We start from the raw sequence: 22380 nt of genomic DNA on the forward strand, positions 1-22380 counted from the left end.
GCTACCTCCGCTTCGCGGCCTTCTCCAACGCCTTCGCCTCGTGGGCGCGCTGCTGGCCCATTCGCTCGACGAGCCAGTCCCTGTCCGAAGTGGGCAGCTCCAATGCGTCACCGAGGGGAGCTGCGAGGCCGCTGCCGCCGTGCTGGTGCCAGCACAACTGGAAGAGGCCCTCGCGCCACGTCTCCAGCGTCACGCTGGGGAAGAGGTGGAGCGCTCCCGGCGCCTCGTCGTCCGCTGCTTCCCCGGAAGGAAGAAGCCCCGGTCGAAAGGGAGCTCCACCTCCTGGCGCATGAGGCACTCGGGGCACTCGACTTCGAGGGTGGTGTCCACGCCGCAGTCGACGGCGTCAAACTCGTCGACGAGGAAGTCCGCGTCACGCAGGCTCAAGTCCTCGAGGAAGCGCCGCTTGTCGCGCGCGTCCACGCCGTCAACGTCCAGTACCCGGTAGGCGAGGACGGAGGACAACAGCTTCTCCGGCGCCGCGCGCTGGAGCTGCGGCAGCCGCCGCTCATCCTCACCCGTCAGAAGCTTGAAGCGCACGCGCTTGCCGGCGTCGGGCAGGCTCGTCTCGAAGCGGTTGCCGGCCATGAAGGCCGCGCGGCTGGCGTCGGAGAGGACGCGCACCGGAAGCTGCGTCAAATCCAGCTCCCAGTCGATGCGGGCGCGGCAGGCGGCATTCTGGCAGGGGACGGCGAAGACGTACTCGGGGCCGTAGGTGTGGACGCGCACTTGAAGGAGGGCGAAGAAGCGGTCTCCCTGCAGCACCTGGCCCCAATCCACCTTCCCAGCGGCGAAGGCGTAGGGGCCCGCCTCCATCAGCTCTTCCCAGCACGCGGAGAGCAACTCGTCCACCTGGCCGCCGCTCTTCGCCAGCTTCCTGTCCGCGAGGACGCGCTCTTCCCGGACCTTCATGCCGCGGATGCGGCCCGTCAGCCCCGAGGGGCATGAGATGATGTTCGCCATGTCCTTCCTCCGGGAAGGACAAAGGCTTCGGACGGCAAATCGGGGACATGGTGTTTCTGTCGCTCAGCGCTTGAGTGCGTCATGAGCCACGACCACCTCGAGACTATGTCCTCCGTCGCGAAGTACTCAGTAGTGGCCCGAATTCAGTCATTTTAGATCGGATGAGGCAGGGAGAGCCGCGGCTTTGCGCCTTCTCATTTGAGAGTTGGTCGTGGGCAACGGAATATGATGCTCCTGGTATGCTTGGCACTTGAAGCCGGCATCGGTCACGATAAACGAGGTGGGAAGGTACGGTTAACGTGGTGATGCGTGTTTGATGTCGCTTAGGGGAGGCGGGATACATGGAGATGCGAGAAATAGATGTGCGGAAGGTGCTTGCCGATGTCCCCGAGTTGGTGAATTTGGAGGCATGGGGTCAAAGCGGCTGGATTGAAGGCGCCAAGGTCTCGGTGACGACCGACTGCCGATGGTCTGCCACGCATGATGGTCGGCTCGACTTCTCTTTGCTCGAGGAACTTCGAGCGGAGAGTCTTGCGCTGCGCACTCGGCTTGGGGCTTTGGTGCTGCATCAGCCTCAGGCGACTAGGAATACGAGTGGTCAGGGCGTTTCCGGTGTGGCTGTCTCCGTGACATTATCTGTGGCGGAAAAAGAGGGTGTCGAACCCAAGGTTTTTCGTGTTTACGTCAAAACAAGGGAGTTGGCGAAGCGGGTGTGCTTCCCATCTGGCATCGTAGATTCGCGCAGGGGATTTCGTGCGAGAGCACGGCTCTCACTGAGGGTTTCTGGGATTTCGCTTGATGTTGTGGCGCTGGATGAGGGGAAGTGCCTTGTCCTGGAGACCCGCGATGTGGGCATGGGCGGGGATGAGTTTATTGCCCTCGTATTTCGTGTGCGCCAAGTGTTGTCTTATTTGATTGGAGAGTGGCTCTCTGGCGACAGCTGCGCCCTTCAGTTGGGGGCAGACGGAGAGCTGATTCGGGCGGACTGGTTCAAGGGGCAGGATAGAATTGGGAATATTTTCCACCCTATTCCATCAGACTGGCTTGGATGGGGGCAAGCGCGCCTCAAACTCGGCTTTGCTGACGACAGAGAGCCCCTCGAGGAAGAGGTGTTGTCAAGGGTTGTGGAGCGATTTCTTATAGAACCGCCGCTTGAGACGCCCATTTCGTACTTGCTGTGGTTTTCTGGAGCGCCAATGGAAATGCGAGGTGCGCTCTTGTCGGTGGCCCTGGAGAGCTTGACCGATGTCCTCATGAGGAAGGGGCTTTGTGAATATCCAAAGCTCTTGCCTGTAGACGCTTGGGGAAAACTCTCCCGGGCGATGGAGGCACTGATTACGGAGTACGATGATGGGTGGTCGAAAGAGCAAAGAGATGTGATCGTTGCGAGGCTTCGGGGACTCAATAGTCCTACCAATGCGGCCAAGCTGACACTTCCGTTTCGTGCATTGGGTATTGAGTTGTCTAGGGAGGACCGATGGGCGATTGAGAGTCGAAACAAGCTGCTCCACCAGGGGAGGATTTTGAGGCCGGAGTATTTCCGAGAGAATCGTGAGGCGTGGAGGCAAGTGCATGAAGTGGAGATGCGGATTTACACGGCAGTGAATCAGCTTCTCTTGACTTACCTCGAGTTCGATGGGGCTCTGATCGATTGGGGAAGTAGTCCCATTGAGTCCTCTGACTTTGAGTATCGGCAGGTCACTCAGCGAGCTCGAAGAAATCATACGTGAGAGTAACCGACTCGATGACGTTCTCGTCTGACTCGTTGTCCCACTCACCGGCGATGAACTTCACGGGCCACGCGCGGGAGAGACTCCACCGGCGCAGCGTGGTGCCGTCCCTATCCTGCTGGACGACGTCCAGGTTGCGCTTGTAGCCGATGTCCGGCAGGCCCAGGCCGCTGGAGGTGTCCACGACAGAGAGGAACCAGTCGAAGAGCTCGTGGTCCTGCGTGGCGCCGCGCTCGAGGGTGACGTCGCTGAAGGTGAGGCGCCCCGGACTCTTGTTGGGGATGAGGCTGCCGCCCTCGAAGTACTGGACGTTGGCGACCTCGACGGACAGCTCGGAGCACTTTTGAAAGCCGGCGTGCCCGACGTCGTCAATCTCGACGAGGAACTTGAAACGCTTATGGAAGCTACGTGGCTGTCCAATGATGGCCATGGAGAGGCTCCTCACGCGCCCGCCGAAGCCAGCGCGGCTTCGAGGGTGCGGGTGTCCTGGGCGATGCGAAGCACAATGAATTCGGCGGGCTTGTTGGTGGCGAGCCCGATGCGCGCCACCAGCTTGCCGGCGAAGACGACGGACGGTGGGTTGAGGGCGTCCGAGACGTCGACGAAGAATGCCTTGGCGGGCTCCTGGCTGCGGAAGGCGCCGTTTCGCATTTGCGCGAGGAGGAAGGTGGCGATGGAGCGCCGCACCTGGGCGCGCAGCCCCTCGGTGTTGTTGCGGTGCCGGGCGAATTGCAGCCCCGACTTGAGGCTGCGCTCGATGAAGGACACCCCGCGCCGCTCGGCGACGTAGGGGAAGTTCCCGCTGGCCTTCAGCGTGCGGCTGCCGTCGATGAAGCGCGGCAGGCCGGGCCCGGTGGTGAGCGGATTGATGCGGCGGGGGTAGACGATGTCCCGCTTCTTCTCGTCAAGGCACTCCTTGGACTCGAAGCCCAGGACGCCGAACATGCGCCCGGCCTCGATGCCTGCGGGAGCCTCATACACACCACCGGGGCGCGCGCCGTCGTTGCGCGCGAAGACGCCGGCGATGATGCCGGAGGGCGGGACGACGAGCTGCTCGAGGTTGCCGAAGACGCCGCGCGCGGGGTTGAGCACCTTGACGCGGGGCCAGTAGAGGGCCGCGTGCTCAGAGAGCCCTTCGAGGGCGGCCTCCTGCGAGACGTAGGAGACGATGTCTGTGGCGCTGTAGCTCGCGGGCGAGTCGAGGACGGCGAAGACGAAGCCGTCGCGCGCCATCTCGCAGTAGCGCACCATGGCGTTGTGGACGGCGGGCGTGGCGCGCCCGGGCACCAGAAGGAGGGAGAGGTCCTGCACTTCGTCGAGCGCGTAAAAGGCCGCTCCGGCCGGCCTCGGAGCCGATGAAGTCCGTGTCGTCCAGGCCGACGAGGCCGTCAGCACCGCCCGCGAGCGTCACCGTCTGCACGTCCGGAATCGCGTCCGGTTGCACCATGAAGGCCCGGACGTAGGTGGAGCCGGTGCGCTCGTCATTGAGGACGCGCTCGACGTAGCGTGCGTCGCCCCGGGCCGAGGAGAGGTTGGGGAAGGACTCGCGGTAGGCGCCGTCCTCAAGGACGAGGACGTCGAAGGTTTCGGGAGCGCCATTCGTCGGGGGCCGCACCTCCACCTCGAGGCGGTTGGCGTAGGCGCCCGCGTCCTTCGCCTCCAGGTGGAGGACGTCGGTGGCGCCGGAGGCGTCGCCCATGTGCAGGAGCGCGTCGAGTCCGAGGCCGGAGCCCGCGTCTCCCTGCACGCGCAAGGAGGCGCCAGGCCCCGAGGACTGGGTGAGCAACTGCAGGGCTCCCAGGGAGGAGGGGGCCACACGGACGCCCGCCACCGCCGCTTCCACGAGGGCGCGGACTTCCGCCAGTTCGACGGCGCGCAGTTTCTGGACGTTGCCGCTCCCCACCTGCGGGCCGCCCGCGAAGCCGAAGACGGTGTTGGCCACCGCGTCGCCCACTTCCAGGCGGCTGGAGGCGCCCTGGGTGTCGCTGGCGATTCTCAGAACACCCTCCTCCACAGTGGCGCGTCCGCCGATGAGTCCCGCGTTGAGGACGGCGGCCACCTCCTGGGCTGTGGCCTGGGTGATGTCGCCGAAGTCCTCCTCGCTGAAGGGGATGAAGACGTCCCGGCCGTCGTCGACGCGCACCCGGAGCGACTGCCCGGCGGTGAGGGTGTAGGAGCCGGGGCGGCCCGCGGAGACGGAAGCCGCGGTGCCGGAGAAGACGACGTCCACCGCCTCGGCGCCGTTGGCGGACACCTCCAGGCGCTGGCCGTTGGCCAGGGTGAAGGGGGGACGCAAGGTGCCGCGTACGACGGCGGGCGTGGGCCCACCGCCCGTGGTGAGGGCCGCCGCAGCAGGCGCGGCCGTGTGCGACTCGGAATCGGAGACGTCCTCATAGTGGGCGGTGCGGACCGCCCAGAGGTGAGTCCCTCCGTTCTCGAAGAAGCCCATGGCGGCGAGGGGCAGGTCGGCGTCCGGCGTGAAGCCGCCAAAGGTGGCCTGGTACTCCTCGAAGGAGGTGCACAGCACCGCCTGTCCGATGGGGCCGCGCTCCGCCAGGCCCACGGCGCCGGCCACGGAGGTGGGCGCGGAGGGAATGCCACGGACGCGCGGCTCCTCCTCCTCAACCACGATTTTCGATGACAGCAACTCACGACTCATGAGGCACCTCGCTTCTTGCGGGACGCGCGCGCCGACACCTCCGGCGCGGCAGAGGGTGGCGACGACGACGGGGCCGTGGGGGCTTGCCGCTTCAGGGCGACTTCGCCGCGGCGAATGGAAGCAGCCACCGCGGGCACGCAGAGAGCGGCTTCGGGCACGTCCTCCAGCGACACACCCGTGGCCAGGGTGAGGGAGGAGGGCAGGCGTCGGCCGCCACGGCCTGGCTGCACGCCGCAGGCGCACTCGCCGCGCGCGACGCAGTACGACTCATGGGGCAGGAGGAAGGTGACGAGCCTGCCCAGGGCGTTGGTGAGGGTGACACTCATGAGGTGCCTCCAGAGAGAGAGTCCGTTTCGAGGTGCGTCCCGGCGACGGCCTTGCCGAGGTCGAGGGGCAGGCCCGAGTCCACGTCGAAGCCGCGCACCACCAAGCCCCAGGTGAAGGCGCGCACGTCGTCGCGGCTGCCGAGCTGCGTGCGCACCTCGCCGTCCGCGTCCATTTCCCAGCGGACGGTGCCGCGCGAGGCGTCCTCGGCGTCCCTCGGCATGGCCAGCCAGCGGTTACGGTTCAGGAAGGTGGCCACAGCGGCCATGAGGTTGAAGAGCTCGGCGGTGCGCTCGGAGGCCACCGTGAGGGTGAAGGCCAAGTCCACCGTGTACGCGGGGCGCCTGCGCACCAGCTCCGCGCCGGAGGGACCCTGCACGACGTCCTCGTGCAAGACGTTGGTGGAGTAGCGACGACTCTCGCGCATCGTGGGGCCTGACAGCACCACGGAGGGCAGCGCGGCCATGGCGATGACGTTGAGTCCGTCGGCCACCGAGTCGTCGTAGTCGACGGAGACGCTGGCGCTGACGTTGGCCACCACCTGGCGCTTCAGCTCGCGCAGCAAGGTGCGCACGAGGCGGGTGAGGTCCGCTTCCTTCGCAACACGAGGGCGCAGGTAGCGGTACGCGCCTGCAAGGACAGCGGCCTCGCCTGGGATGGGGCTGCCCTCCGCGGAGAGGTTGAACACCTCGACGTCGACGGTGCCCACCGCGTGGGCCGGCGTCCTCACGTCCGCGAAGTGAGTGCCCACCTCCACACGAAGCGACAGTACTTCGGCGGGCACTCCTCCCAGGCGCACGGCCACCCGCGCGGCGAAGCCAGTGCCGGCGAGGCGGAGAATGTCTCCGCCGCTGGTGGGCCCCGAGGAGGGCGTCACGGAGGTGAGGGTGGGGAGGGCCATTACCCGGGCCCTCCGAGGCCCAGCTCTTTCGCGACGCGCGCGAGGAAGCGGCGGCTGGCGCCCTGGCGAAACCGTGCGAAGGCTGGCCGCAGGAAGGGGCGCGCTGGCGTCTGCGTCACAATGACGCCGCGCCCCCTGCCGCTGTTACGCGACTCGCCGGCCAGGCCGGCCCGGCGCAGCAGCGCGAAGAGGAAGCGCCGCATTCGCGGCGTCATGGGGATGACGACGGGCGGGCCTCCGTACTCCTGCAGATGCGCCACGTCGACGAGGGACTCGCCGTCCGGGCTCTTCGCGGTGCGCGACACGCCGATGAAGGCCTCGTCGCCCTCCACGACGACACTGATTGAGTTGCGTAGCGCGCCCGAGACGAGGAGGGACTTCGTCCCGTTGAATCGGGCGAGCTGGCGCGCCGCGAGCGTGAGGGGCGAAGGCGGGCGGAGCGGCTCTCCACCCGGCGCCTGCTGGGTGAGGCCCTGCACCACCTCCTTGCGCAGGGCGTGCGCCTCCTGGCGCAGCGCCGTCTGGAGCGCACCCTCAAGGCGTGACGAGCCCGCCGCCAGCAGTTGGCGGGCACGTTCCCAGTCCCCGGTGCGCGAGACGGCCATGGACGCCTCAGCCCTGCTTGGCCCGCAGGTGGGGGACGTGCGAGTTGAGCCACTCCAGGGCCACGTTCGTGGCCTCACTCACCACCGCGCCGTGGCGGACGGACACCGAGGTGAGGGCCAGGGTGTGGGCGGCGACTTCCACGTCCTCCGGCCGGCAGCCGTAGTGCTTGAGGCCCTCGGCGATGGGGCGCACGGCGGGCAGGCTGCCGTAGCGCCAGTAGTGCAGCTCCAGGTTGCAGGTGTACGCCTCGGCCTCGTAGCGGGCGCGCGCTGCGGCGCTGGTGAGGTAGGCCAGCTCGTAGCTGGGGCCCTCCTCGTCGTGCTGGACGACGTGCTGGTGCTCGTGGACGCACACCACCACCTGGGCCCACAAATCCCAGCCCCCCTTCGGCACGCTCACCTCGAAGGGCAGGTAGAGGGTGCGGCCCACGGTGGTGGCGTACTTCTCCAGGAAGCGCTGCCTGTCGAGGATGCCCATGCGCTGCAGCGCCTCGGCCGCCAACTGCATTTCAAGGGAGTCCGACTTGCGCGCCGTCTTGGTGCGCAGGCGCGACTGCATGTGCTGGTAGAAGGCCCACACCTCGGCTGGTTGAATCTCGCCGCGCTGAAATAGGGTGCCCACGCCCGGAAGAGACTGGAGGTAGCCCTTCACAGGGCACCTCCTTCAGTGACACCCGCGTCGACGGTGCCGGCGTCCACAGTGGTGGGCAGGCACGTGTGGCCGGCGACGCCCTCCTCGTTGACGTAGGCGCAGGTGAAGGCGGCGTTGCTGTGCTCGCTGACGGCGTCGCAGTCGGCGAGCACCTGCCAGTTGCCGTCGCCGTTGCAGATTTCGGCGACATTGCCGGCGCAGCGCGTGGGCACCGGCGCGCACCCGTCCGGCGCGCGGCAGCGGGTGAGTAGGGCGGTGGCGAGAAGAGAGGTGAGTAGCAGTGCTTTCATGCGAGTCCTCGGGCTTGGGGCCTGTCGTTGAAGGTGACGAGAAGGAGGTTTCTGCGAGGCCTCCGGCGGTGAAGTCCGAAGCCCGTGGGGCGCGCCTCCGTGACGTACAGCCCGGGAGGCGTCCTCACGGCCTGCACGAGTGCGCCCGTGACGTCGTAGAGGGCCCCCAGCCTGTCGCTGGGGCGGATGAGGGCGTCGCCCGTGGCCGCGTCGACGAGGCCGAGGCGCTCCAAGTCGCGGAAGTGGAAGACGAGTTCGAAGCTCGTCCTGGGGCTGTTGCCGGAAGGAGTCATGCGCAATGACTCAAAGGCATCCGGCTCCACCTGGCAGGGGACACGCACGGGCGGAAATTCGCGACGGAAGGCTTCGGCCAAGCCGTCGTCGTCCGCGTCCACCAGCACCGGCTCGCGAAAGTCCGCGTCGTACCCGCTGGCATGGGGCCCTGGGCCGGGCCCCGTCATGGCGGCGGTGTCCAAGCGGTGCAGCTCCGCCAAGAACGGGTAGACAAGCCTGCCCCTCATCAGGCGGCTCCGGGCAGCGAGGACTTCACGTAGGGGGCGAGGAGGGCGTCCACCTCCGGCTCTCCCGTGAGAAGCCGCGCAGCGGGGCGGACACTGTCGAGTCGGTAGCTCTGCTCGCGCGTCCTCTCTTCGACCACTCGCCAGCGCGTGCGCTCCTCCAATGAGGCTTCGTCCGCCAGCGGCGAGAGGCTGCGCAGGACGAGGAGCATGCAGGCGCGGCGGATGGCGAGCGGCGTGCGCCCCTCCGGCGTTTCGTCCGCCTCGGTGTAGCCCCAGCGCGCGCCCACCGTGACGTTGCCCTCGCCGCGCGGGAAGACACGGCCATGGCGGAAGGTGAGGCGTGGCCCATCGAAGCCTGGGCCCACCGGGGCACCCACCACCACCAGGTGCTCCCTGGAGAAGGACACATCCTCCCCGTGGAGCGCCAGGCGGTAGAGGCGAATGGGCGGCGCCGGCAGCCAGAGGGACGGAGTGCCGCGCCCGTCGAGGTGCAATGTCGCCGAGCGCAGCTCGAAGTGCCACCCCGTCACCTTGTCGATGGTGCGGGTGGCCTCTTCCAGGAGGACGGCCAGGCGGGTGTCACCCGCCATGGCCGGTGTGACGCCCTCGGCGCGCATGTCGGCCACCGTGGCGTACACGTCAGTCCTTTTCCCGCTTGCCGCGGCGCGTGTCCTTCTCCTCGCTGGCCTTCGGCAGGTCCTCCGTCGTCAGCGTGCCGGCGGGCCGCGCCGCACTCAGCTTCAGCTCGTCGCTGGCGCTGCGCTTCACGCGGGCCTCGTCGGCCTCGGTGGCGTCGAGGGACTTCGCCTCGGCCTCCGTGCATACGTCGAAGGCGAGCGGCGAGTAGGTGTCGCCGGTCAGTTGGTGGACGGTGCGCAGGTAGTCCGCCACTGGCTTCTCTACTCGATACCACCCGCGTTCCTCCTGGAATTTGATTCCGGCATACGTGTAGCGCCGCAGCACGTGGCCCCGGCGCGCGTCGTAGGCCTTGAGTCGGACGAGATAGGTGTTGTCCATGGTGAGCCTCACAACTGCACGTTGATGGCCTTGGCCGTGCCGGACTCCTCGGCGAATTTCGCGTCGAAGCGCAGCGTGGCCACCACCTTCAGCGTGCCCTCGGAGATGTCGCGCGCCGACTCGATGCGAATCTGCCGCCAGATGCCGATGTGGATGTTCTTGGGATTGGTCAGCAGGATGGCCGTGCGGTCATTCGTCGCACCGAGATTCTCCGGCCAGAGAGGAATCGGCCGCACCGGGACGCCCGAGTAGAGGACCGGCGCATCGCCCTCGAGGAACTTGTCGCCGACAGCCGTGGCCCTCTCCGCCAGCGTGCTGCGGAAGTCCAGGTCCGCGTCGACGCTGGTAAGAGGAACCCCATGCTGCCCTTGTCGCGCAGGTGCTCCGAGGGCAGCGACTTGAGCAAGTCTCCCAGGACGTCTTTGCTGATGGGCGCGCCGGCCGCGTCGACGACGTTGCTGGTGGCCTGCTTCAGCACGCCATCCATCGTGGCGAGGAAAGGGTCCGCCGAGGCCGTGTCCCCGTTGACGAGAATCTCCTCCATGTCCCTGGAGATGGCGTCCGCGAGCATCTCCATGAGCGTCTGGCGCAGCTCGCCGCGCTCGATGCTGTCTTCGAGCACTTCGTCGCTGAGCCTGACTTCGCCCTTGAAGAGCTTGGCGTCGAGCTCCACCTGGGAGAGGTCGGGCTTCACACGCTGCGCAGCGGGGACGGCGGTGGCCTCCTGGCCGGGGCGCAGAATCCGGCTGCCGAACTTCAGCTTGGAGAACTGCTGCTTGGGGGCAGCCATGGGGACGACGGTGCACTGCTGCAACAGGACGGACTGCTTGATGAGCAGGCGCATGAACTTCTGCGCCTGCGCGGGCTGGAGAATGCCGCCGCCCGCCGTGAGGTCGGCGAGGGCCAGGTCGGCCTTCTCCAAGAGGGCACGGTTATCGATACGACTCATGAGGGCTTCCTTCGGCGTTGAGGCTTTCTGGGGGCGGGTGGGACGTCAGACGTCGTGGAAGGAGAGGGCCTTGTCGACGCTCTCCCGGTTGAGGGGCTTGTTGAGATCGAGGGGCCAGCCGACGTCCTCGACGGGGGGCTTGGGCGGGCGCTCCGCGGGGGTGCTGCTGTTGGGCAGGCCGTGCTGCTTCTCCACGCGTCCCAGTCGCTGGTGCTGCTCCTTCACGGAGCCCTCCAGTGCGCGGACGGCGTCGGTGAGCTTCGTCAGGCCTTCCATGACGCCGGAGGCGTCGGGGCTCGGCGCGGGCGCGGGCGGAGCCGGCTGAGGAGCCGGCGCGGGGTTGGCGGCCTTGGCGCGCGCCTCGACATCCTCCTCGTCCTCGGAGTCGTCTTCGTCCTCTTCCAGGGCGTCGGCGAGCGCGCGCAGGTGCTGGGCCACCTCCACCACGCGCACACCGTCTATGCCGTCGGTGGAGGTCAGCGCCTCGACGAGTGCTGTCACTGCTTCGAGGGCCTGTTGGGCAGCGGTGAGGAGGGCGTCCTCGGCCTTGGAGGTGTCCGAGGCGGTGCTGCTGGCGGCCTCAGCGTGCGCGGTGTCCTGGGGGGCGTCGTGCATGTCGTCTCTCTTCACGAGGAGGAAGCGGTGCTTGTTGGCGGCCCTGTCCACGAGGGACACCTCCTCCACCACCATGTCGACGAGGCGGTGGACGGAGGCGGGGCCTTGGCTGGTGCTCGTCATGCGGCCTCCGGCTGGGGCTCAGCGGCAGGGGTTTCGGAAGGGGGCGTCTCGGTGGCCGGTGAGGCCTCCGGGAGGCGGCGCGCGGTGCCCCCAATAGAGAAGCCCGTCAGCTGTCCGTCCTTCACCCGGCCCCAGAGTTCGTCGGAGAGGACGCGCACGGCGAAGAGCCACGTGCCCTTGCGCACCTGCACCTCTCCCAGGTTGAAGTCGACGGGGGCTAGGTAGCTCTCCAGAACCTTGACGTGGCCGTTGACGCGCATCTGGTGCATGAGGCCCAGGCCGCCAAACTCCTCGAGAAAGCGGTGCGCGGCTTGGCGAATCTCCGCGGCGGAGTAGATGTCGCCCTGCGCGTCCACCGTCTCCGGCTCCAGGACAACACCCAGGACGTACCGCTCGTCATCGGGCGCGACGCCTTTGAGGAGTGACGTCGTGGTGACGAAGGGGGCGATGCCGGGCGCATCCTCCGGCTGCCAGTCGTCCACGGCGAAGTCGCCGTCACCCTCCAGCGCCTTCGCGGCGAGTTCGTAATTGGAGACGAGCAACTGCGTCAGCACGGAGGAGCCGCCCACGCCGCGCATGGCGGCGATGGTGCGAGGCGTCCGGATGCGCTTCACCACGAAGCCGGAGCTCTTCAGCATCCCGGGCAACTTCCCCCGGATGCCATACGTCATGAGCCAGCGACCCTTGAGCGACTTGAGGGTGTTGTAGAAGCGCTCCTCGTCGAAGTCACCCTCGCCGACGTCGACGTTGTAGCCAGGGTACGGAGGGTCCAAGAAGAGGACGGTGTCCTTCCCGTCGTACTTGCGGACCACCCGCTCGTAGTCGCCGCTGTACACCTTCACGCGCTTGAGGCGCGGGGCGTGCTGCTCGATGCGGGCGAGCGTCTTCGCCTCGACGCCCATGCCGTTGGGGCTGACGCTGCGCCCGCGCAGTTTCCCGTAGGAGAAGTGCGTCAGGTAGAGGAAGCGGTGCAGGCGCTCCACCTCCCCCTTCGGCTTGGAGTCGAAGAGGCTCTTGAAGGTCTTCTCGTCGCCGACCCACGGTAGCTTCTTCAGCTTGGCGAGGCCCGCTGGCGTCAGCTTCTGGATGAGCCGGTACGCGTCGGCGATTTCGGGGTCCGCGTCGTTGATGGCCTCGACGTCCGAGGGGGCCTTTTCGAAGAGGACGGCGGCGCTGCCGGCGAAGGGCTCCACATACGTCTTGTGCGCGGGCAGCATGGCCACTAGGCGCTTCGCCAGGCGCTTCTTGCCCGCGGGGCTGCCCCAGATGGTTTTCTCCACCGGCTCGCCCTGGAGGGACTCCAGGACATGGCGGGCCCGAGCGAGGGCCTTTGCGAGGGTGTCACCCATCGCAGAGGCCCTCCGGGTCGAAGCCCCACGTCAGTTCACCCGAGGTGGGGAGGTTGAGGTCGCGAGGCCAGACGACGGGCGTCTCAGCGGCCTTGGCGGCGGAGGTCAACTCCTGAGGAGCGGTATCGCCCTTTGAGGGCTGAGGTGGAGTGGGTGTGGAGTCCTGGTGAGCCTGCATGACGTTTCGCCTCCAGGAGAGGCAAAGGCCAGCGGCTCGAATTCGGGGACATGGAATTCCGACGAGGACGACTGCCGGTAATTTGTAACCTGTGCTTGGCTCACACCCGTGAGCGACTCGCCCCCCTCACGGGGGCACGGCAGTCAGCGCCCACCGAGTAGCACGCCGGCCACAAGTGCCTGCCGACGAGACTCCCTCATGTCGGATTCCTGGGAGGGGCGTGGCTTCGTGAGCCCACGGCGTTCCCCGAGACAGGGATGTGCGCCCGCTCAGGGGCTACGCGGGTACACCTGCCGTGGTTTCTCGGGGGAAAAGTCGAAGTCGAGGCGGCCTACAATCTCATCCGCCTGACAGGCGCTTACGCTCGCCGCGTCGTCGACGGTGGCCGTCAACTCGAGCCACCCCTTGCGGTGGTCGGGCGTTGTGCTCTCCATCACGAACTTGCCTGCGACTCGCTGGGGCGGATGGAGGAAGTTCTGGTCCGACTCGCAGCCCATTGATGACCACGCTGAGATGATGAGCGGAGAGTGTCCCTCGTCTGGCGTGAACTCTCCTGGCCCCGACGAGAGAAATCCGTTCGGAGGGGTGCCAATTCCCGCGATGTCCAGGGACCAAGGCCCCACGGGGAGCGTCCCTGTTGTGTAGAAGAGGGAGATGCAGGCGTAGACAACGTCCTCGCGGCCATCGCCGTTGGGCTCGAAGTCTCCGCAGAAGTGGACCTGGTCCCAACCCAATCCGGGTGGAATACCGAAAGTGGTGAGTCCCACCTCGTTGAGGGAAATCCACTCGTCGGCATAGCGCACGCGGACGGTGGACCTCAGGCTGTCGTCCTTCTCCCCGCAGCCTGTGAGCAGCAGTGAGACGAGAGCCCAAAAGGCGAGTCGCTGAAGAGACGGCGTGAGACGAGACGGGTGTTGGATGGCTGAATTCATGAGGCCTGGATGCTCTTCCGTAGATTTGGGAGATGGTATCCCGGGGCGCCCGGGGACCGCGCGCCGGGCGGAGGAACAAGCCCCCCACCCGATGGCTTATCGCGACAAGCGGTGACGCGACGACACCGCCGAGCTTCAGGGGAACACGCTTCGGCGAAAGTGATGAGAGACAGGCGCACTCTTGGTGGTTGCGAAGCGCTCCCCTTCACTACCTACAGCGCCTACCAGCCATTGCGACTCGCTGCTCGGCGCGCCTCTTCCCTCCGTGCGTCATCGGCCTGCTGGCGACGTCGTTCATCGTCCCGCCGAGCGTCCTCGCGCTGCTGGCGACGCCTCTCCTCCTCGCGCCGGTCGTCTTCACGCTGCTGGCGACGGCGCTCCTCCTGCCTCATTTCTTCGCGTCGCGAGTCTTCTCTCCGTGCGTCCTCTTTCTGCTCGAGGCGCGCCGCCTCCTGCTTCTTGGCGTCCTCCCCCCAGTGGACGTCACGCCAGATGGCGGCTGCGCCTCGCAGCTTGGCTTGAGGAGGCGGTGGGAGGACGTCAGCACCTGCCTCGGACGGGGTCGGTGTGCGCGAGGAGGCTGCGCGGAGGGCGCCGTTGTCGATGCAGACGCCGCTGACGCAGGTATTGCCGAGGAAGCACGGGGCCTGCGGCCCGCAGGACTCTCCAGCGTCGCGGTAGTGGGTGACGGGCTCCGCACACCGTCCCACGGAGCAGGTGAGTCCGAGGCAGCACTCCGTGGTTCTCTCACACGAGTCCTTTGCTGAGCCACACGTGAGGGGGCCCGCGAGCGTGGGGTGGACACACGTTCCTTCGCGACACACGAGTCCGTCGCAGCAGGCACCGCCAGAACCGCATGGCGAGTCCATGGGGATGCATGACGAGGACGGCGTGCAGACCCCGGTGGGAAAGGATGCGTCGGTATTGATGTCCTCACAGGTGAAGCCTGGACAGCACGTGTCGGAGGTGGCACAGCGGCCACCGCCGCGGCTGCAGTGGAGGGTGGTGCCATACGCGGAGCGGCAGGTGCCCTGAGAGCAGACATTCGCCGATGAGCAGCAGTCCGCCTTCGTATGACACGGCCCAGAGCTGTGGCTGCACTGGAGGGAGCTGGCGAAGGCGGGGGGCGAAGCGCAGATGAGGAGGAGAAGAAGGACGGAGCGGGACATGGGCGTGGTGGGGAATGGGATTCGCGCGAGTCCGCTCGCCTTGTGCAGGGGGTGTGCCGGTGCTCCAGACGGTGGATGACCTCTCAAGGCACGGCGGCTGTGCACCGAAGTACCTGTCCGCGCCTCGGGACGGGGGCGGCTGTTTCTGGATGGCGCTGAGGTAGGAGTTGGCGAGTCAGGAGGCGGCCCAACTTGAGGGCGCAGCGGAAGCGAGTCGCAATCGCCCGCTGTCGAGCCACCTGCGCCGCGTACTCCTCCCCCCCGTCGAGGCCTCACCGAAAAGGCCGAGGAGGGTGGCTCTCACATGACGGCGAGCGTCGTCGTGCGACAGAGGCCGTGGTACGGCGGGAAGCCCACGCCCGCGTCCGCGAGCTGCCTGTCCGAAGCGAGCGCGCGGAACTCGCCGACGTCGTCGCGGGTGCCAGCGGCGGAGCGGAGCACCTCGGCCAGGCGCGTCTGTTGGCCGCCTCGGTTGACGTAGAGGAGGGCACGCCCGGTGTCCGCGTCGAGGCGCTCCCTCACCCAGGGCAGTTCCTGCTTCACGTCCTCTGGCCGCTCGAGCGACTCGACGCGCTCGAAGCGCTTGAGGGCATCCGCCACTGAGAATGTCTTCCCATGGAGGAAGCGGCACGCCTGGGTGGTGGCCTCGTCGAGGACGGCCTCGATGCGGTAGCTGCGCACGCCGGCCTCCGCGTAGCTGCTCACCTGGGCGAAGGAGCGTCCCTGGCTGACGAAGTGGCTCGCCACCACCTCCCAGTAGAAGGGGGCCCGCTCGATGAGGGCGCCGCGTGCGGCCCTCTCCAGGGACTCGGCGATATCGCTCCTGCCGAGGCCGGCCTCCAGCCCCTCGGCCACCAGGCGCCGGGCCTCATGGCCGAATGCGTCCAGCCGGCGCCCGTACTCGTCCCGGACGAAGTTGCCCTGGGTGCGGACGATGTGCTGGGCGATGCGCCTGTCCATGGCGTTGAATTGGGCGGCGAGGGCGAGGCCCTGCTCGCGCCGGGCGTGGCTGCGGGTGGACGCCACCACCTCCTCGGCTGCGTCGCCGAGGGGCGCCTGGATGCGGGAAGGGATGACTGCTGTCCGCCGGCCCACGGCCTCCAGGGACTGGGCGACGAGGCGCCTGCGCTGGGCCGCCGTCGTCTTCCTCCAGTCCACGTCGAGGACGGCCACCGCCTCTCGCATGGCGTCCACGTCCGCGCGCCCGACGGCGCGGCGAAGGCGCGCGGCAAGCAGGGCCACGGCGCGGTCCATGCCGGCGGCGGTGCCGACGTCGAGGGCCTTGGCCACCGGCAGCCGGAGGACGTCCCCCAGCAGGGCGTCCGCTACCTCACGTGCCTCATGCAGAAGGAGCAGGCTGTCAGCGGGGGCCGTGCACACGGGGGGGCTCCTGCGTCACCAGCTCCACGGCGCTGCGGCGCCTGGCGCGCACTTCGACTCCTGCCGGGGTGGGGGAGAAGACGACGTCGTGGCTGGCCGCGCACCTGTCACACAGCGCGAAGACGAGGAGGCCGTTGCGCCACAGCGTCGTCGTCTCCTCCAGGGGACCGCGCCTTCGACACATGCGGCACTCCAGGACACCGCGCTCGGCGTCGGCTTGGGCCTGGAGCACCCACGCGCGCTGAATCTTCTCGGGCGTCACGTGGGTTGCCCCGAGAACCAGGTGTCGAACTCCTCGCGGGGGACGGGGGCGTGCTCGGTGTCCATGTACCGGCGGGCCAGCGCCAGGCGTCCCTGGGCCAGGCGCTCCTCCTCGGCCCGAAGCTCTTCTCGCAGCCCCAAGAGGCGTTTCGCCTCGCCCAGCAGTGAGCCCTTGTCCTTCTGGGGCTTCAAGTCTTCGACGCCCGTCTGAATGCCCGCCAGCGTGAGGGTGAGGGGGCGCTTCACCCAGTCGTCCGCAATCTTGCGGAACTCGCGGTGGAAGATGTCGCCGGCCAGGTGGCGGCCCTCCTCGGGAGTCAGCACACCCACGCGCACCAAGCGCTCCACCATCTCCGTCATGCGCTCCGGGTCTCGGGTGGCCGTCGTCTGGCTGCGGAAGCGCCAGAAGCGCACGCCCATGTCCGCAAGCACCTTGCGGTTGAGGAGGAAGTCGAACTCGTCGCGCTCGGGCTGAAACACCTGGTCCTCGGCGAAGCGCAGCTGGGCCTCGGCCACTGAGCGGTTGAAGTCACGGCCGTCGCCGCGCAGCAGCGGCGGCAGGCGGAAGGCGCTGCCCACCTTGTCGATGTTGCGCTGGTCGTACTGTTGGAAGAGGGCGTCCTGCTGCTGGGCGTCCGTCAGGGGGCGCAGCTCAATCTTCGCGCGGCCTCCGTCGCCGGTGCCGGCGCCGTCCGCCTCGAGGATGAGGATTTTATGAAAGTTCGCCTTCCCCTTCAGGTTCTCCTCGATGAAGCGCTCGATGCGCGGCACCGAGGCGTCGGAGAGCCGCCCTCCGGAGACGAGCAGCGCCAGAGGGGGAACGCTCTTGTTGTTGAAGTAGAGGTAGTTGACCTCCTCCATCTGCCGGGAGCCGAGGACGGACAGCAGGGTGCCCACCCAGCGGGGGATGCCGTAGGGCGAGCGCGGCGAGTGGATGGCGAAGTGGATGAGCTCCGTGGCGGGGCCGTCCGAGGCGTCCGCCGCCTTGAGTGCGGAGACGTCCGGGAAGACGCGGCCGGTGAGGCGGGAGACAACGCGCGAGTCCCCGAAGGACTTGAAGTACACCCGCTCGCTGCCCTGCACCTGGATGTAGCGGCGCAGGCGCCGACGGGTGGTGACGGTGTCGAAGCTGACGGCGGAGATGCGGACGCGCTCGCGCACCTCGACGGCCTCCTTGTCCAAGGGGAGGAGCCGCACCGTGTACGAGGGGACGTAGACGAAGCGGGCGATGTCGCCCTTGCCGTCGCGCAGCACCTCCCAATAGGCGTTGCCCGTCACCTCCACGTCGTGCCGGGTGCGACGGCGCAGTTCGACGAAGCTGCCGTCGAAGCAGCAGAAGTCGAAGAAGGACTCCAGGCGAGCCTTCTCGACTCGGGCCTGCTGCCGCACCTCCTCGGCGTGGGTGGTGACTTCCTCGTCCGTTGGGCGCAGAGGCGTCCCTGGCGGCAGCGTGCCCGCGTCACGCGCGGCCAGGCGCTCCAAGGCCATGGCGTCGGCCACCTTCTCCCAGGCCCCGTCGGCGTCGAAGTCGATGAAGGGCTCGAAGCGGTAGCCAAAGCCGTCGATGTTGACGGCGTAGGCGTCGACATTTTGTCTCAAGGAGTTGGAGTGCTCGACGAGGAGGCAGAGGGCCTCGGGCTCATACGGGGGCTGGAGCGCACCCGCGTCGGAGAAGGCCAAGGACTCCTCGCCCCCGGGGCGACTGGCGGGGTCGTCGACACGGGCTCCCACGACCACCGCCTTGAGGATGGCTTGGAGTCGCTCCTCGGCCTGGTGGACCTCGGCGGGCACCGTCACGACCGGTCCTCCACGTAAGCCAGGAGTCCCGTAGGGGTGTGCGAGACGGCGCGCACGCGGTGGCCGCGGGCCGCCAGCTCGGCGTGGACGGCCTCCAGCAGCCCGTCGTGGCTGGAGGCCTCGACTGTGAATTCCTGCCCGGGGTGTGGCGCGCCCGAGGAGGAGGCAAGGACGAAGACTCTGACGACGCTCTGCACACGGGCCTCCCGGACCAAGTGGAGGCAAGGCGCACGGTGGGAGGGGTGCCCTCGTCGTGAGAGGGCGTTGGGGGCCGCGCGCCTCACCTCCAACGAGGACAAAGGCCTCGGGCCCAATTTCGGGGACATCGGGAGCGCGCTTTTCCGCTCAGGGCATGCGCATCAATGAGTTGCCTTAGTCGGAGGACAGAGCGCTATTGGCAACACGTGCGGCTGACGCGGGAGCCCGCGCACGAGCCGAAGCGCATGCGTGAAGGCACCTGCGCTGCCGAGAGTCACAGAGACGATTGGGAGGGCTGCTGATGAATCCAAACCCGGAGTGTTTGATGCGAGAAGAGGACGCGCGCGGCATTGCGCCCGCCGGTGACGTTGCCGCCACGACGGACGACGTGACGACGTGCCCATGTCCGTGCTCCGAGCGAGAGGACGAGGCACACCATCCGAGCGACTACCTCGTGACGGCCGAGGAGTACCCCGAGCACCCTGCTGCCCAGGCTGGCTACAAGGGATGGGTGTTCTGCATCCACTGTGGGGCGTGGCGCGCCGACGACGATGATGCGCCCGACGCGGACTGGATGCCCTGACGCGCGCTGCGCCCGCGTGAAGAGGGGCCGCACGAACCCCGCTCCTCATGGCAGGACGGGCTCAGTCTTGCCGTCCATGGCGAACACGTTGAAGCCTCTCTTCAACGTGGAGGAGACCACCGTGGATACCTACCGCGTTGCGAGACTGCCTGCTCGCCTGCGTGGCTTCGCGCTGCCGGACACGCGCACGCAGCCTGGAGGTTACGTCGAAGCGGGCGACTACCTCGTGCTCGAGGAGAAGGCTCGCTATCCCACGCCCGACACCGACTACGCCCGGCTGCTGGTGCCGAAACTGAGCGCGCTCGACACCTGGGTGTGCACACGCTGGCGCGCCCAGCGCTACGCGACATTCGCCTCCCAGGAGTGCGCGCCTGCCATGGCCCGGCTGTCGTTCGACAACGAGCCGCTGGCTGTCCCGGAGGCGCGGCTCATCGCGCTCCTGGGAGCGTTCCGCGACTACAGGTACGACGTGAGTCGGGCGTACTACCCATGGACGCTCCCGGGCGTCCGTGTCCCGCTGGCGCCGCCCCGGTTGAACAACTGCTGCACCTTCGTCGAGGCCCTGCTGGTGAAGGCCTTCTCCGAGGCGCACGGCGCGGCTCTCTCGTGGGACGCGCGTCGCCACCGACAGATGATGATCGGCTCCACCCAGGACTACTTCTCTCCCGTGACGGCGGCCGTCGAGTCAGGCATGGCCCTGGCGGCGCCGTCGGCGGATGTGCCACCTCATCCCTGGACACTCATCCAGGGGTGGCGCAGCCAGTGGGGCTCGGGGCACACCTTCCTCGTCCTGGACCACCACGTTCTGACGGACAAGGTGCTGGTGCTGGAGTCAAACGCTGGCTTCGGGCTCGACGGCGTCGGCTACCGTGGCCTCGGCAACCTGCGGGACGTCGGCCTCCAGGTGCCTGTGGACTGGTGGACGCGGAGCGAGGTGTGGACGTGGCGCCGCCTCTGCTCGACGTACCCCTTCCGGCGGCAGGCCTGGCTGAAGGTCAAGGCTCGGTAGGTTTGGGGGCGAAGAAGTCTGGGGCCGGCAGCCGCGCGTGATCGGCTGCTACCCGCAGACCGTGATTCGCTGCATGCGCGAAGAGTACCCGCGTCTGCGCCTGACTGAGTGCTCACGAGGCCTCGATGTTAGGCTCGTTCCCGTTGGGAGCAGTCGCATACGAACGGAGTGGGGAGGCTGCGATGGAAGAGCAATTTCGTGAGGCACGCGTTCGCGCCAAGAGCGCAATCCAAAGCAAGTGGAAGGCGATAGCGGATGTCCGCACGCTGGGGTGGGGTGGCCCCATTGAGAGCATCGAGGCAGCGTTCCCCTTTGTGCGGACGTCGACCTCCAAGTTACGCGACGTGCTCTCGCATCACCTTCCGGTGTTGATTTTTCAGTCGCGAGAGTCGCCTCCGCAGAAGATGGAAATTGTTCTTGCGTACCGAGACTCTGCTGGAAACCCGTATCGCACCAGGGTTGCGGCGACGAGTGAAGTGCCGAACGCGCACGTGCTGCTGCTGAGTGAGTTCGCCCAGGCAGTTTGGTTTTCCCTCGATCAACAGATGTTGCCTCCGCCGGGAGAGGGACGCGCGTTCGAGGAAGCTCTCATCGGTCTGACGGGGAAGGCATTGCTGGAGTTGTGAGTTGAGGTGGACGCCAACCTCGAACAGCCGCTCAATGCTCGAAGCGGCTGTTCCTCCGCGGAAAGGGGCCCTGTGAGACGTCCTGCCCCGAGGGCTCCTGAGAAGTTAGCGGATGCGATTTCTCGCCTCTTTCCTGCTGTGCCAAGCGGTAATGTCTGGGGATTTGGAGTTCCCTGCACCTGAAACGGATGCAGCCATTATTGAGCCGTCGGGAAAGATGGAAGCCTGGATGCCGGGAGCAATCTCTTCACCGGGAGCAATCACTTCATGTGAGGGGGTTGAGGGGGCGGAGTCGACCGTCAGCTTCGAGATTCGGCCACTCTGGATTGACTCGAATATGTCCAGATCGATTCCCTGAAAGAGTTGGAGTTTCTTAGGGAAAACAGACAGGAGCTTTGCTGCTTTGCGCGGCTTGATGCTGAAGCTGGATTCCGGGTCGTCTGGGGGGATTTGGTAGTCAATCCATTTCCCTAGATAGTCCCGTTTTCCTGCTCGGACCTGACTGAGTTGTATGTTCTGTCTGGAGCTGAATCGCGTGGCAGGGGATATTTGAAGCCGGTTATAGAGCCTAAGTGAAGGCCGCAGCATTTCGACTGCTTCTTCGTAGATGTTTCGGGCAAGTGGCGTGAGTCCTGCGTAGTGGAGGACGCGCGCATAATGTCTGAGCCGAAAAAAGTAAGAAGAGTCGGGGCCGAAGGCCAATTCGCCGAAATCGAATTCGGGATCAGCGACCATGATTCGGGAACGCCCCTCTTTTGCCGCCACGCAAGTGCTTACGATGAGTTCAACGTCATAGCGCTCTCCTCGTTTGTGATGTTCGGCCTTTTTCTCTACGCCATGCTTAATGTGGGCGCCCTGGTTTCTGCTGTATTTCGTGCCCTTGGCCTCAAAGATTCCTCGGATCGAGTTGTTTGATCCTCTGTAGTCGAATCGTTTTCCAGGGGCCGGGATTGATTCCAGTTGATCCCAGGGGATGTTCCAGAGCCTCGATGCGAAGAGGCACATCATTCCTATTCCAATTTCCTGGCTCCGGGCCGTCTGAATGTCTGAGTCCAGGGTTCGTTGAAAGCGAAGTTCTGAGCCGCTGAAGTCTAGGAGATGGAAGAACGGGTAGGCAGAGTTGATGCACTCGTTGACGTTATTGGAGGGCAGCGCTGTCGACTTGCATCCGATTGCATGAAGTAGCTCTCGCGCGGTTATCGTGAATCCTTGGCGAATGGTGGCTCTTAATGGAGCGTAGTGCTTGTTGCGTGGTGGTAGGGGACCGGAGTCGTCGATACCGACAGGGAATGTGAAGGCCTTGTTGAGGAACCTATTGAGGTCGACTTGGGTGTTGATGGTGTGACGGGTTGTTTGCATGTGAGGCTGGCGTGTCTAAGGCGTCGGTGCCTTTAGGGGTGATGAAAACTCACTGCTTCTGCATTTCAGTGGCCTTCCAGGAGGAAGGGGGTGGTGTTGGGTTGCTCCTGCGTAGGGGCGTAACTGCGGCGGAATCGCTCCAAGGCATCTGGACGACCATCGCGAGCCAAGAGCGCACCGGGAGAGGTGC

27 protein-coding genes are annotated in these 22380 nt (G+C 66.7%); 4 read left to right on the plus strand and 23 right to left on the minus strand.

What is annotated here, in order from left to right; genetic code table 11:
- Nucleotide 1: 1 nt before the first annotated feature.
- Both LZ199_RS09775 and LZ199_RS09780 read right to left on the minus strand, forming a co-directional pair.
- The gene (locus tag LZ199_RS09775) at nucleotides 2-193 is read right to left on the minus strand and encodes a hypothetical protein (protein ID WP_253993359.1); all 192 of its coding nucleotides are present in this window, start codon (nucleotides 191-193) and stop codon (nucleotides 2-4) included.
- Nucleotides 190-963 carry a hypothetical protein gene (locus LZ199_RS09780; protein ID WP_253993360.1) on the minus strand — a complete coding sequence of 258 codons (774 nt, stop codon included), beginning with the start codon at nucleotides 961-963 and terminating at the stop codon, nucleotides 190-192. Before LZ199_RS09780 ends, LZ199_RS09775 begins: the two co-directional genes overlap by 4 nt.
- Nucleotides 964-1304: 341 nt before the next feature.
- On the opposite strand from LZ199_RS09780, the gene LZ199_RS09785 reads away from it, so the two are divergent.
- Nucleotides 1305-2693 (plus strand): hypothetical protein, encoded by a 1389-nt coding sequence (locus tag LZ199_RS09785; RefSeq protein ID WP_253993361.1) that lies wholly within the window; start codon nucleotides 1305-1307, stop codon nucleotides 2691-2693.
- On the opposite strand, the gene LZ199_RS09790 is transcribed toward LZ199_RS09785, so the two are convergent.
- The 20 genes from LZ199_RS09790 to LZ199_RS46665 form a co-directional block, all read right to left on the minus strand.
- The gene (locus tag LZ199_RS09790) at nucleotides 2662-3123 is read right to left on the minus strand and encodes a phage tail protein (RefSeq protein ID WP_174467987.1); all 462 of its coding nucleotides are present in this window, start codon (nucleotides 3121-3123) and stop codon (nucleotides 2662-2664) included. The genes LZ199_RS09785 and LZ199_RS09790 overlap by 32 nt on opposite strands.
- Before the next feature lie 11 nt (nucleotides 3124-3134).
- Entirely contained in the window at nucleotides 3135-3926 is a 792-nt protein-coding gene (locus LZ199_RS09795) for a phage tail sheath family protein (RefSeq protein ID WP_323389420.1), read from the minus strand.
- Nucleotides 3817-5352, minus strand: a complete 1536-nt coding sequence (locus LZ199_RS46660) for a phage tail sheath protein (RefSeq protein WP_323389422.1) — start codon at nucleotides 5350-5352, stop codon at nucleotides 3817-3819. The genes LZ199_RS09795 and LZ199_RS46660 overlap by 110 nt, the downstream gene beginning before the upstream one ends.
- Entirely contained in the window at nucleotides 5349-5678 is a 330-nt protein-coding gene (locus LZ199_RS09800) for a hypothetical protein (protein ID WP_253993363.1), read from the minus strand. The genes LZ199_RS46660 and LZ199_RS09800 overlap by 4 nt, the downstream gene beginning before the upstream one ends.
- On the minus strand, nucleotides 5675-6577 hold the full coding sequence (locus LZ199_RS09805) for an IPT/TIG domain-containing protein (protein WP_253993364.1): 903 nt from the start codon (nucleotides 6575-6577) through the stop codon (nucleotides 5675-5677). Before LZ199_RS09805 ends, LZ199_RS09800 begins: the two co-directional genes overlap by 4 nt.
- Nucleotides 6577-7182, minus strand: coding sequence for a hypothetical protein (locus tag LZ199_RS09810; protein WP_253993365.1), 606 nt, complete (start codon nucleotides 7180-7182; stop codon nucleotides 6577-6579). The genes LZ199_RS09805 and LZ199_RS09810 overlap by 1 nt, the downstream gene beginning before the upstream one ends.
- A gap of 7 nt (nucleotides 7183-7189) precedes the next feature.
- Nucleotides 7190-7834, minus strand: a complete 645-nt coding sequence (locus tag LZ199_RS09815; protein WP_253993366.1) for a hypothetical protein — start codon at nucleotides 7832-7834, stop codon at nucleotides 7190-7192.
- The gene (locus LZ199_RS09820) at nucleotides 7831-8124 is read right to left on the minus strand and encodes a hypothetical protein (protein ID WP_253993367.1); all 294 of its coding nucleotides are present in this window, start codon (nucleotides 8122-8124) and stop codon (nucleotides 7831-7833) included. Before LZ199_RS09820 ends, LZ199_RS09815 begins: the two co-directional genes overlap by 4 nt.
- Complete coding sequence (locus LZ199_RS09825) at nucleotides 8121-8645, minus strand: hypothetical protein (RefSeq protein ID WP_253993368.1); 525 nt, start codon at nucleotides 8643-8645, stop codon at nucleotides 8121-8123. Before LZ199_RS09825 ends, LZ199_RS09820 begins: the two co-directional genes overlap by 4 nt.
- A complete protein-coding gene (locus LZ199_RS09830) occupies nucleotides 8645-9283 on the minus strand; it encodes a hypothetical protein (protein WP_253993369.1) in 639 nt (212 codons plus the stop codon). Before LZ199_RS09830 ends, LZ199_RS09825 begins: the two co-directional genes overlap by 1 nt.
- Before the next feature lies 1 nt (nucleotide 9284).
- Nucleotides 9285-9662, minus strand: coding sequence for a hypothetical protein (locus LZ199_RS09835; protein WP_253993370.1), 378 nt, complete (start codon nucleotides 9660-9662; stop codon nucleotides 9285-9287).
- An 8-nt stretch (nucleotides 9663-9670) separates the two neighbouring features.
- Nucleotides 9671-9898 carry a hypothetical protein gene (locus LZ199_RS09840; RefSeq protein WP_253993371.1) on the minus strand — a complete coding sequence of 76 codons (228 nt, stop codon included), beginning with the start codon at nucleotides 9896-9898 and terminating at the stop codon, nucleotides 9671-9673.
- Nucleotides 9832-10611: a phage major capsid protein gene (locus tag LZ199_RS09845; RefSeq protein WP_253993372.1), complete on the minus strand. Its 780-nt coding sequence runs from the start codon at nucleotides 10609-10611 to the stop codon at nucleotides 9832-9834. Before LZ199_RS09845 ends, LZ199_RS09840 begins: the two co-directional genes overlap by 67 nt.
- A 45-nt stretch (nucleotides 10612-10656) precedes the next feature.
- Nucleotides 10657-11349, minus strand: coding sequence for a hypothetical protein (locus LZ199_RS09850; RefSeq protein WP_253993373.1), 693 nt, complete (start codon nucleotides 11347-11349; stop codon nucleotides 10657-10659).
- Nucleotides 11346-12698 carry an XkdF-like putative serine protease domain-containing protein gene (locus LZ199_RS09855; RefSeq protein WP_253993374.1) on the minus strand — a complete coding sequence of 451 codons (1353 nt, stop codon included), beginning with the start codon at nucleotides 12696-12698 and terminating at the stop codon, nucleotides 11346-11348. Before LZ199_RS09855 ends, LZ199_RS09850 begins: the two co-directional genes overlap by 4 nt.
- A gap of 447 nt (nucleotides 12699-13145) precedes the next feature.
- Complete coding sequence (locus tag LZ199_RS09860; RefSeq protein WP_253993375.1) at nucleotides 13146-13808, minus strand: hypothetical protein; 663 nt, start codon at nucleotides 13806-13808, stop codon at nucleotides 13146-13148.
- A gap of 1469 nt (nucleotides 13809-15277) precedes the next feature.
- Nucleotides 15278-16357 (minus strand): head morphogenesis protein, encoded by a 1080-nt coding sequence (locus tag LZ199_RS09865; RefSeq protein ID WP_253993376.1) that lies wholly within the window; start codon nucleotides 16355-16357, stop codon nucleotides 15278-15280.
- Entirely contained in the window at nucleotides 16338-16619 is a 282-nt protein-coding gene (locus tag LZ199_RS09870; protein ID WP_253993377.1) for a hypothetical protein, read from the minus strand. Before LZ199_RS09870 ends, LZ199_RS09865 begins: the two co-directional genes overlap by 20 nt.
- Nucleotides 16616-18415, minus strand: coding sequence for a phage portal protein (locus tag LZ199_RS09875; RefSeq protein WP_253993378.1), 1800 nt, complete (start codon nucleotides 18413-18415; stop codon nucleotides 16616-16618). Before LZ199_RS09875 ends, LZ199_RS09870 begins: the two co-directional genes overlap by 4 nt.
- Nucleotides 18412-18612, minus strand: coding sequence for a hypothetical protein (locus LZ199_RS46665; protein ID WP_253993379.1), 201 nt, complete (start codon nucleotides 18610-18612; stop codon nucleotides 18412-18414). Before LZ199_RS46665 ends, LZ199_RS09875 begins: the two co-directional genes overlap by 4 nt.
- Before the next feature lie 326 nt (nucleotides 18613-18938).
- Here LZ199_RS46665 and LZ199_RS09885 point away from each other — a divergent pair, with 326 nt between their 5' ends.
- The 3 genes from LZ199_RS09885 to LZ199_RS09895 all read left to right on the plus strand — a co-directional run bounded on the left by LZ199_RS09885 (nucleotide 18939) and on the right by LZ199_RS09895 (nucleotide 20831).
- On the plus strand, nucleotides 18939-19196 hold the full coding sequence (locus LZ199_RS09885; RefSeq protein ID WP_253993380.1) for a hypothetical protein: 258 nt from the start codon (nucleotides 18939-18941) through the stop codon (nucleotides 19194-19196).
- 76 nt (nucleotides 19197-19272) lie between these two features.
- On the plus strand, nucleotides 19273-20205 hold the full coding sequence (locus LZ199_RS09890; protein WP_253993381.1) for a hypothetical protein: 933 nt from the start codon (nucleotides 19273-19275) through the stop codon (nucleotides 20203-20205).
- Nucleotides 20206-20387: 182 nt separating this feature from the next.
- Nucleotides 20388-20831, plus strand: coding sequence for a hypothetical protein (locus tag LZ199_RS09895; protein ID WP_253993382.1), 444 nt, complete (start codon nucleotides 20388-20390; stop codon nucleotides 20829-20831).
- 105 nt (nucleotides 20832-20936) lie between these two features.
- On the opposite strand, the gene LZ199_RS09900 is transcribed toward LZ199_RS09895, so the two are convergent.
- Nucleotides 20937-21839: a hypothetical protein gene (locus tag LZ199_RS09900; protein WP_253993383.1), complete on the minus strand. Its 903-nt coding sequence runs from the start codon at nucleotides 21837-21839 to the stop codon at nucleotides 20937-20939.
- Nucleotides 21840-22380 lie beyond the last annotated feature (541 nt).

It is taken from the genome of Myxococcus qinghaiensis, from assembly GCF_024198215.1.
Lineage (GTDB): Bacteria > Myxococcota > Myxococcia > Myxococcales > Myxococcaceae > Myxococcus > Myxococcus qinghaiensis.

Excerpts from the sequence above, each read along its gene's own strand:
- LZ199_RS09780 (WP_253993360.1), bottom strand. The coding sequence starts at position 963 with ATGGCGAACATCATCTCATGCCCCTCGGGGCTGACGGGCCGCATCCGC.
- LZ199_RS09785 (WP_253993361.1), top strand. The coding sequence starts at position 1,305 with ATGGAGATGCGAGAAATAGATGTGCGGAAGGTGCTTGCCGATGTCCCC.
- LZ199_RS09790 (WP_174467987.1), bottom strand. The coding sequence starts at position 3,123 with ATGGCCATCATTGGACAGCCACGTAGCTTCCATAAGCGTTTCAAGTTC.
- LZ199_RS09795 (WP_323389420.1), bottom strand. The coding sequence starts at position 3,926 with ATGGCGCGCGACGGCTTCGTCTTCGCCGTCCTCGACTCGCCCGCGAGC.
- LZ199_RS46660 (WP_323389422.1), bottom strand. The coding sequence starts at position 5,352 with ATGAGTCGTGAGTTGCTGTCATCGAAAATCGTGGTTGAGGAGGAGGAG.
- LZ199_RS09800 (WP_253993363.1), bottom strand. The coding sequence starts at position 5,678 with ATGAGTGTCACCCTCACCAACGCCCTGGGCAGGCTCGTCACCTTCCTC.
- LZ199_RS09805 (WP_253993364.1), bottom strand. The coding sequence starts at position 6,577 with ATGGCCCTCCCCACCCTCACCTCCGTGACGCCCTCCTCGGGGCCCACC.
- LZ199_RS09810 (WP_253993365.1), bottom strand. The coding sequence starts at position 7,182 with ATGGCCGTCTCGCGCACCGGGGACTGGGAACGTGCCCGCCAACTGCTG.
- LZ199_RS09820 (WP_253993367.1), bottom strand. The coding sequence starts at position 8,124 with ATGAAAGCACTGCTACTCACCTCTCTTCTCGCCACCGCCCTACTCACC.
- LZ199_RS09825 (WP_253993368.1), bottom strand. The coding sequence starts at position 8,645 with ATGAGGGGCAGGCTTGTCTACCCGTTCTTGGCGGAGCTGCACCGCTTG.
- LZ199_RS09835 (WP_253993370.1), bottom strand. The coding sequence starts at position 9,662 with ATGGACAACACCTATCTCGTCCGACTCAAGGCCTACGACGCGCGCCGG.
- LZ199_RS09845 (WP_253993372.1), bottom strand. The coding sequence starts at position 10,611 with ATGAGTCGTATCGATAACCGTGCCCTCTTGGAGAAGGCCGACCTGGCC.
- LZ199_RS09850 (WP_253993373.1), bottom strand. The coding sequence starts at position 11,349 with ATGACGAGCACCAGCCAAGGCCCCGCCTCCGTCCACCGCCTCGTCGAC.
- LZ199_RS09855 (WP_253993374.1), bottom strand. The coding sequence starts at position 12,698 with ATGGGTGACACCCTCGCAAAGGCCCTCGCTCGGGCCCGCCATGTCCTG.
- LZ199_RS09860 (WP_253993375.1), bottom strand. The coding sequence starts at position 13,808 with ATGAATTCAGCCATCCAACACCCGTCTCGTCTCACGCCGTCTCTTCAG.
- LZ199_RS09885 (WP_253993380.1), top strand. The coding sequence starts at position 18,939 with ATGCGAGAAGAGGACGCGCGCGGCATTGCGCCCGCCGGTGACGTTGCC.
- LZ199_RS09890 (WP_253993381.1), top strand. The coding sequence starts at position 19,273 with ATGGCGAACACGTTGAAGCCTCTCTTCAACGTGGAGGAGACCACCGTG.
- LZ199_RS09895 (WP_253993382.1), top strand. The coding sequence starts at position 20,388 with ATGGAAGAGCAATTTCGTGAGGCACGCGTTCGCGCCAAGAGCGCAATC.
- LZ199_RS09900 (WP_253993383.1), bottom strand. The coding sequence starts at position 21,839 with ATGATGTGCCTCTTCGCATCGAGGCTCTGGAACATCCCCTGGGATCAA.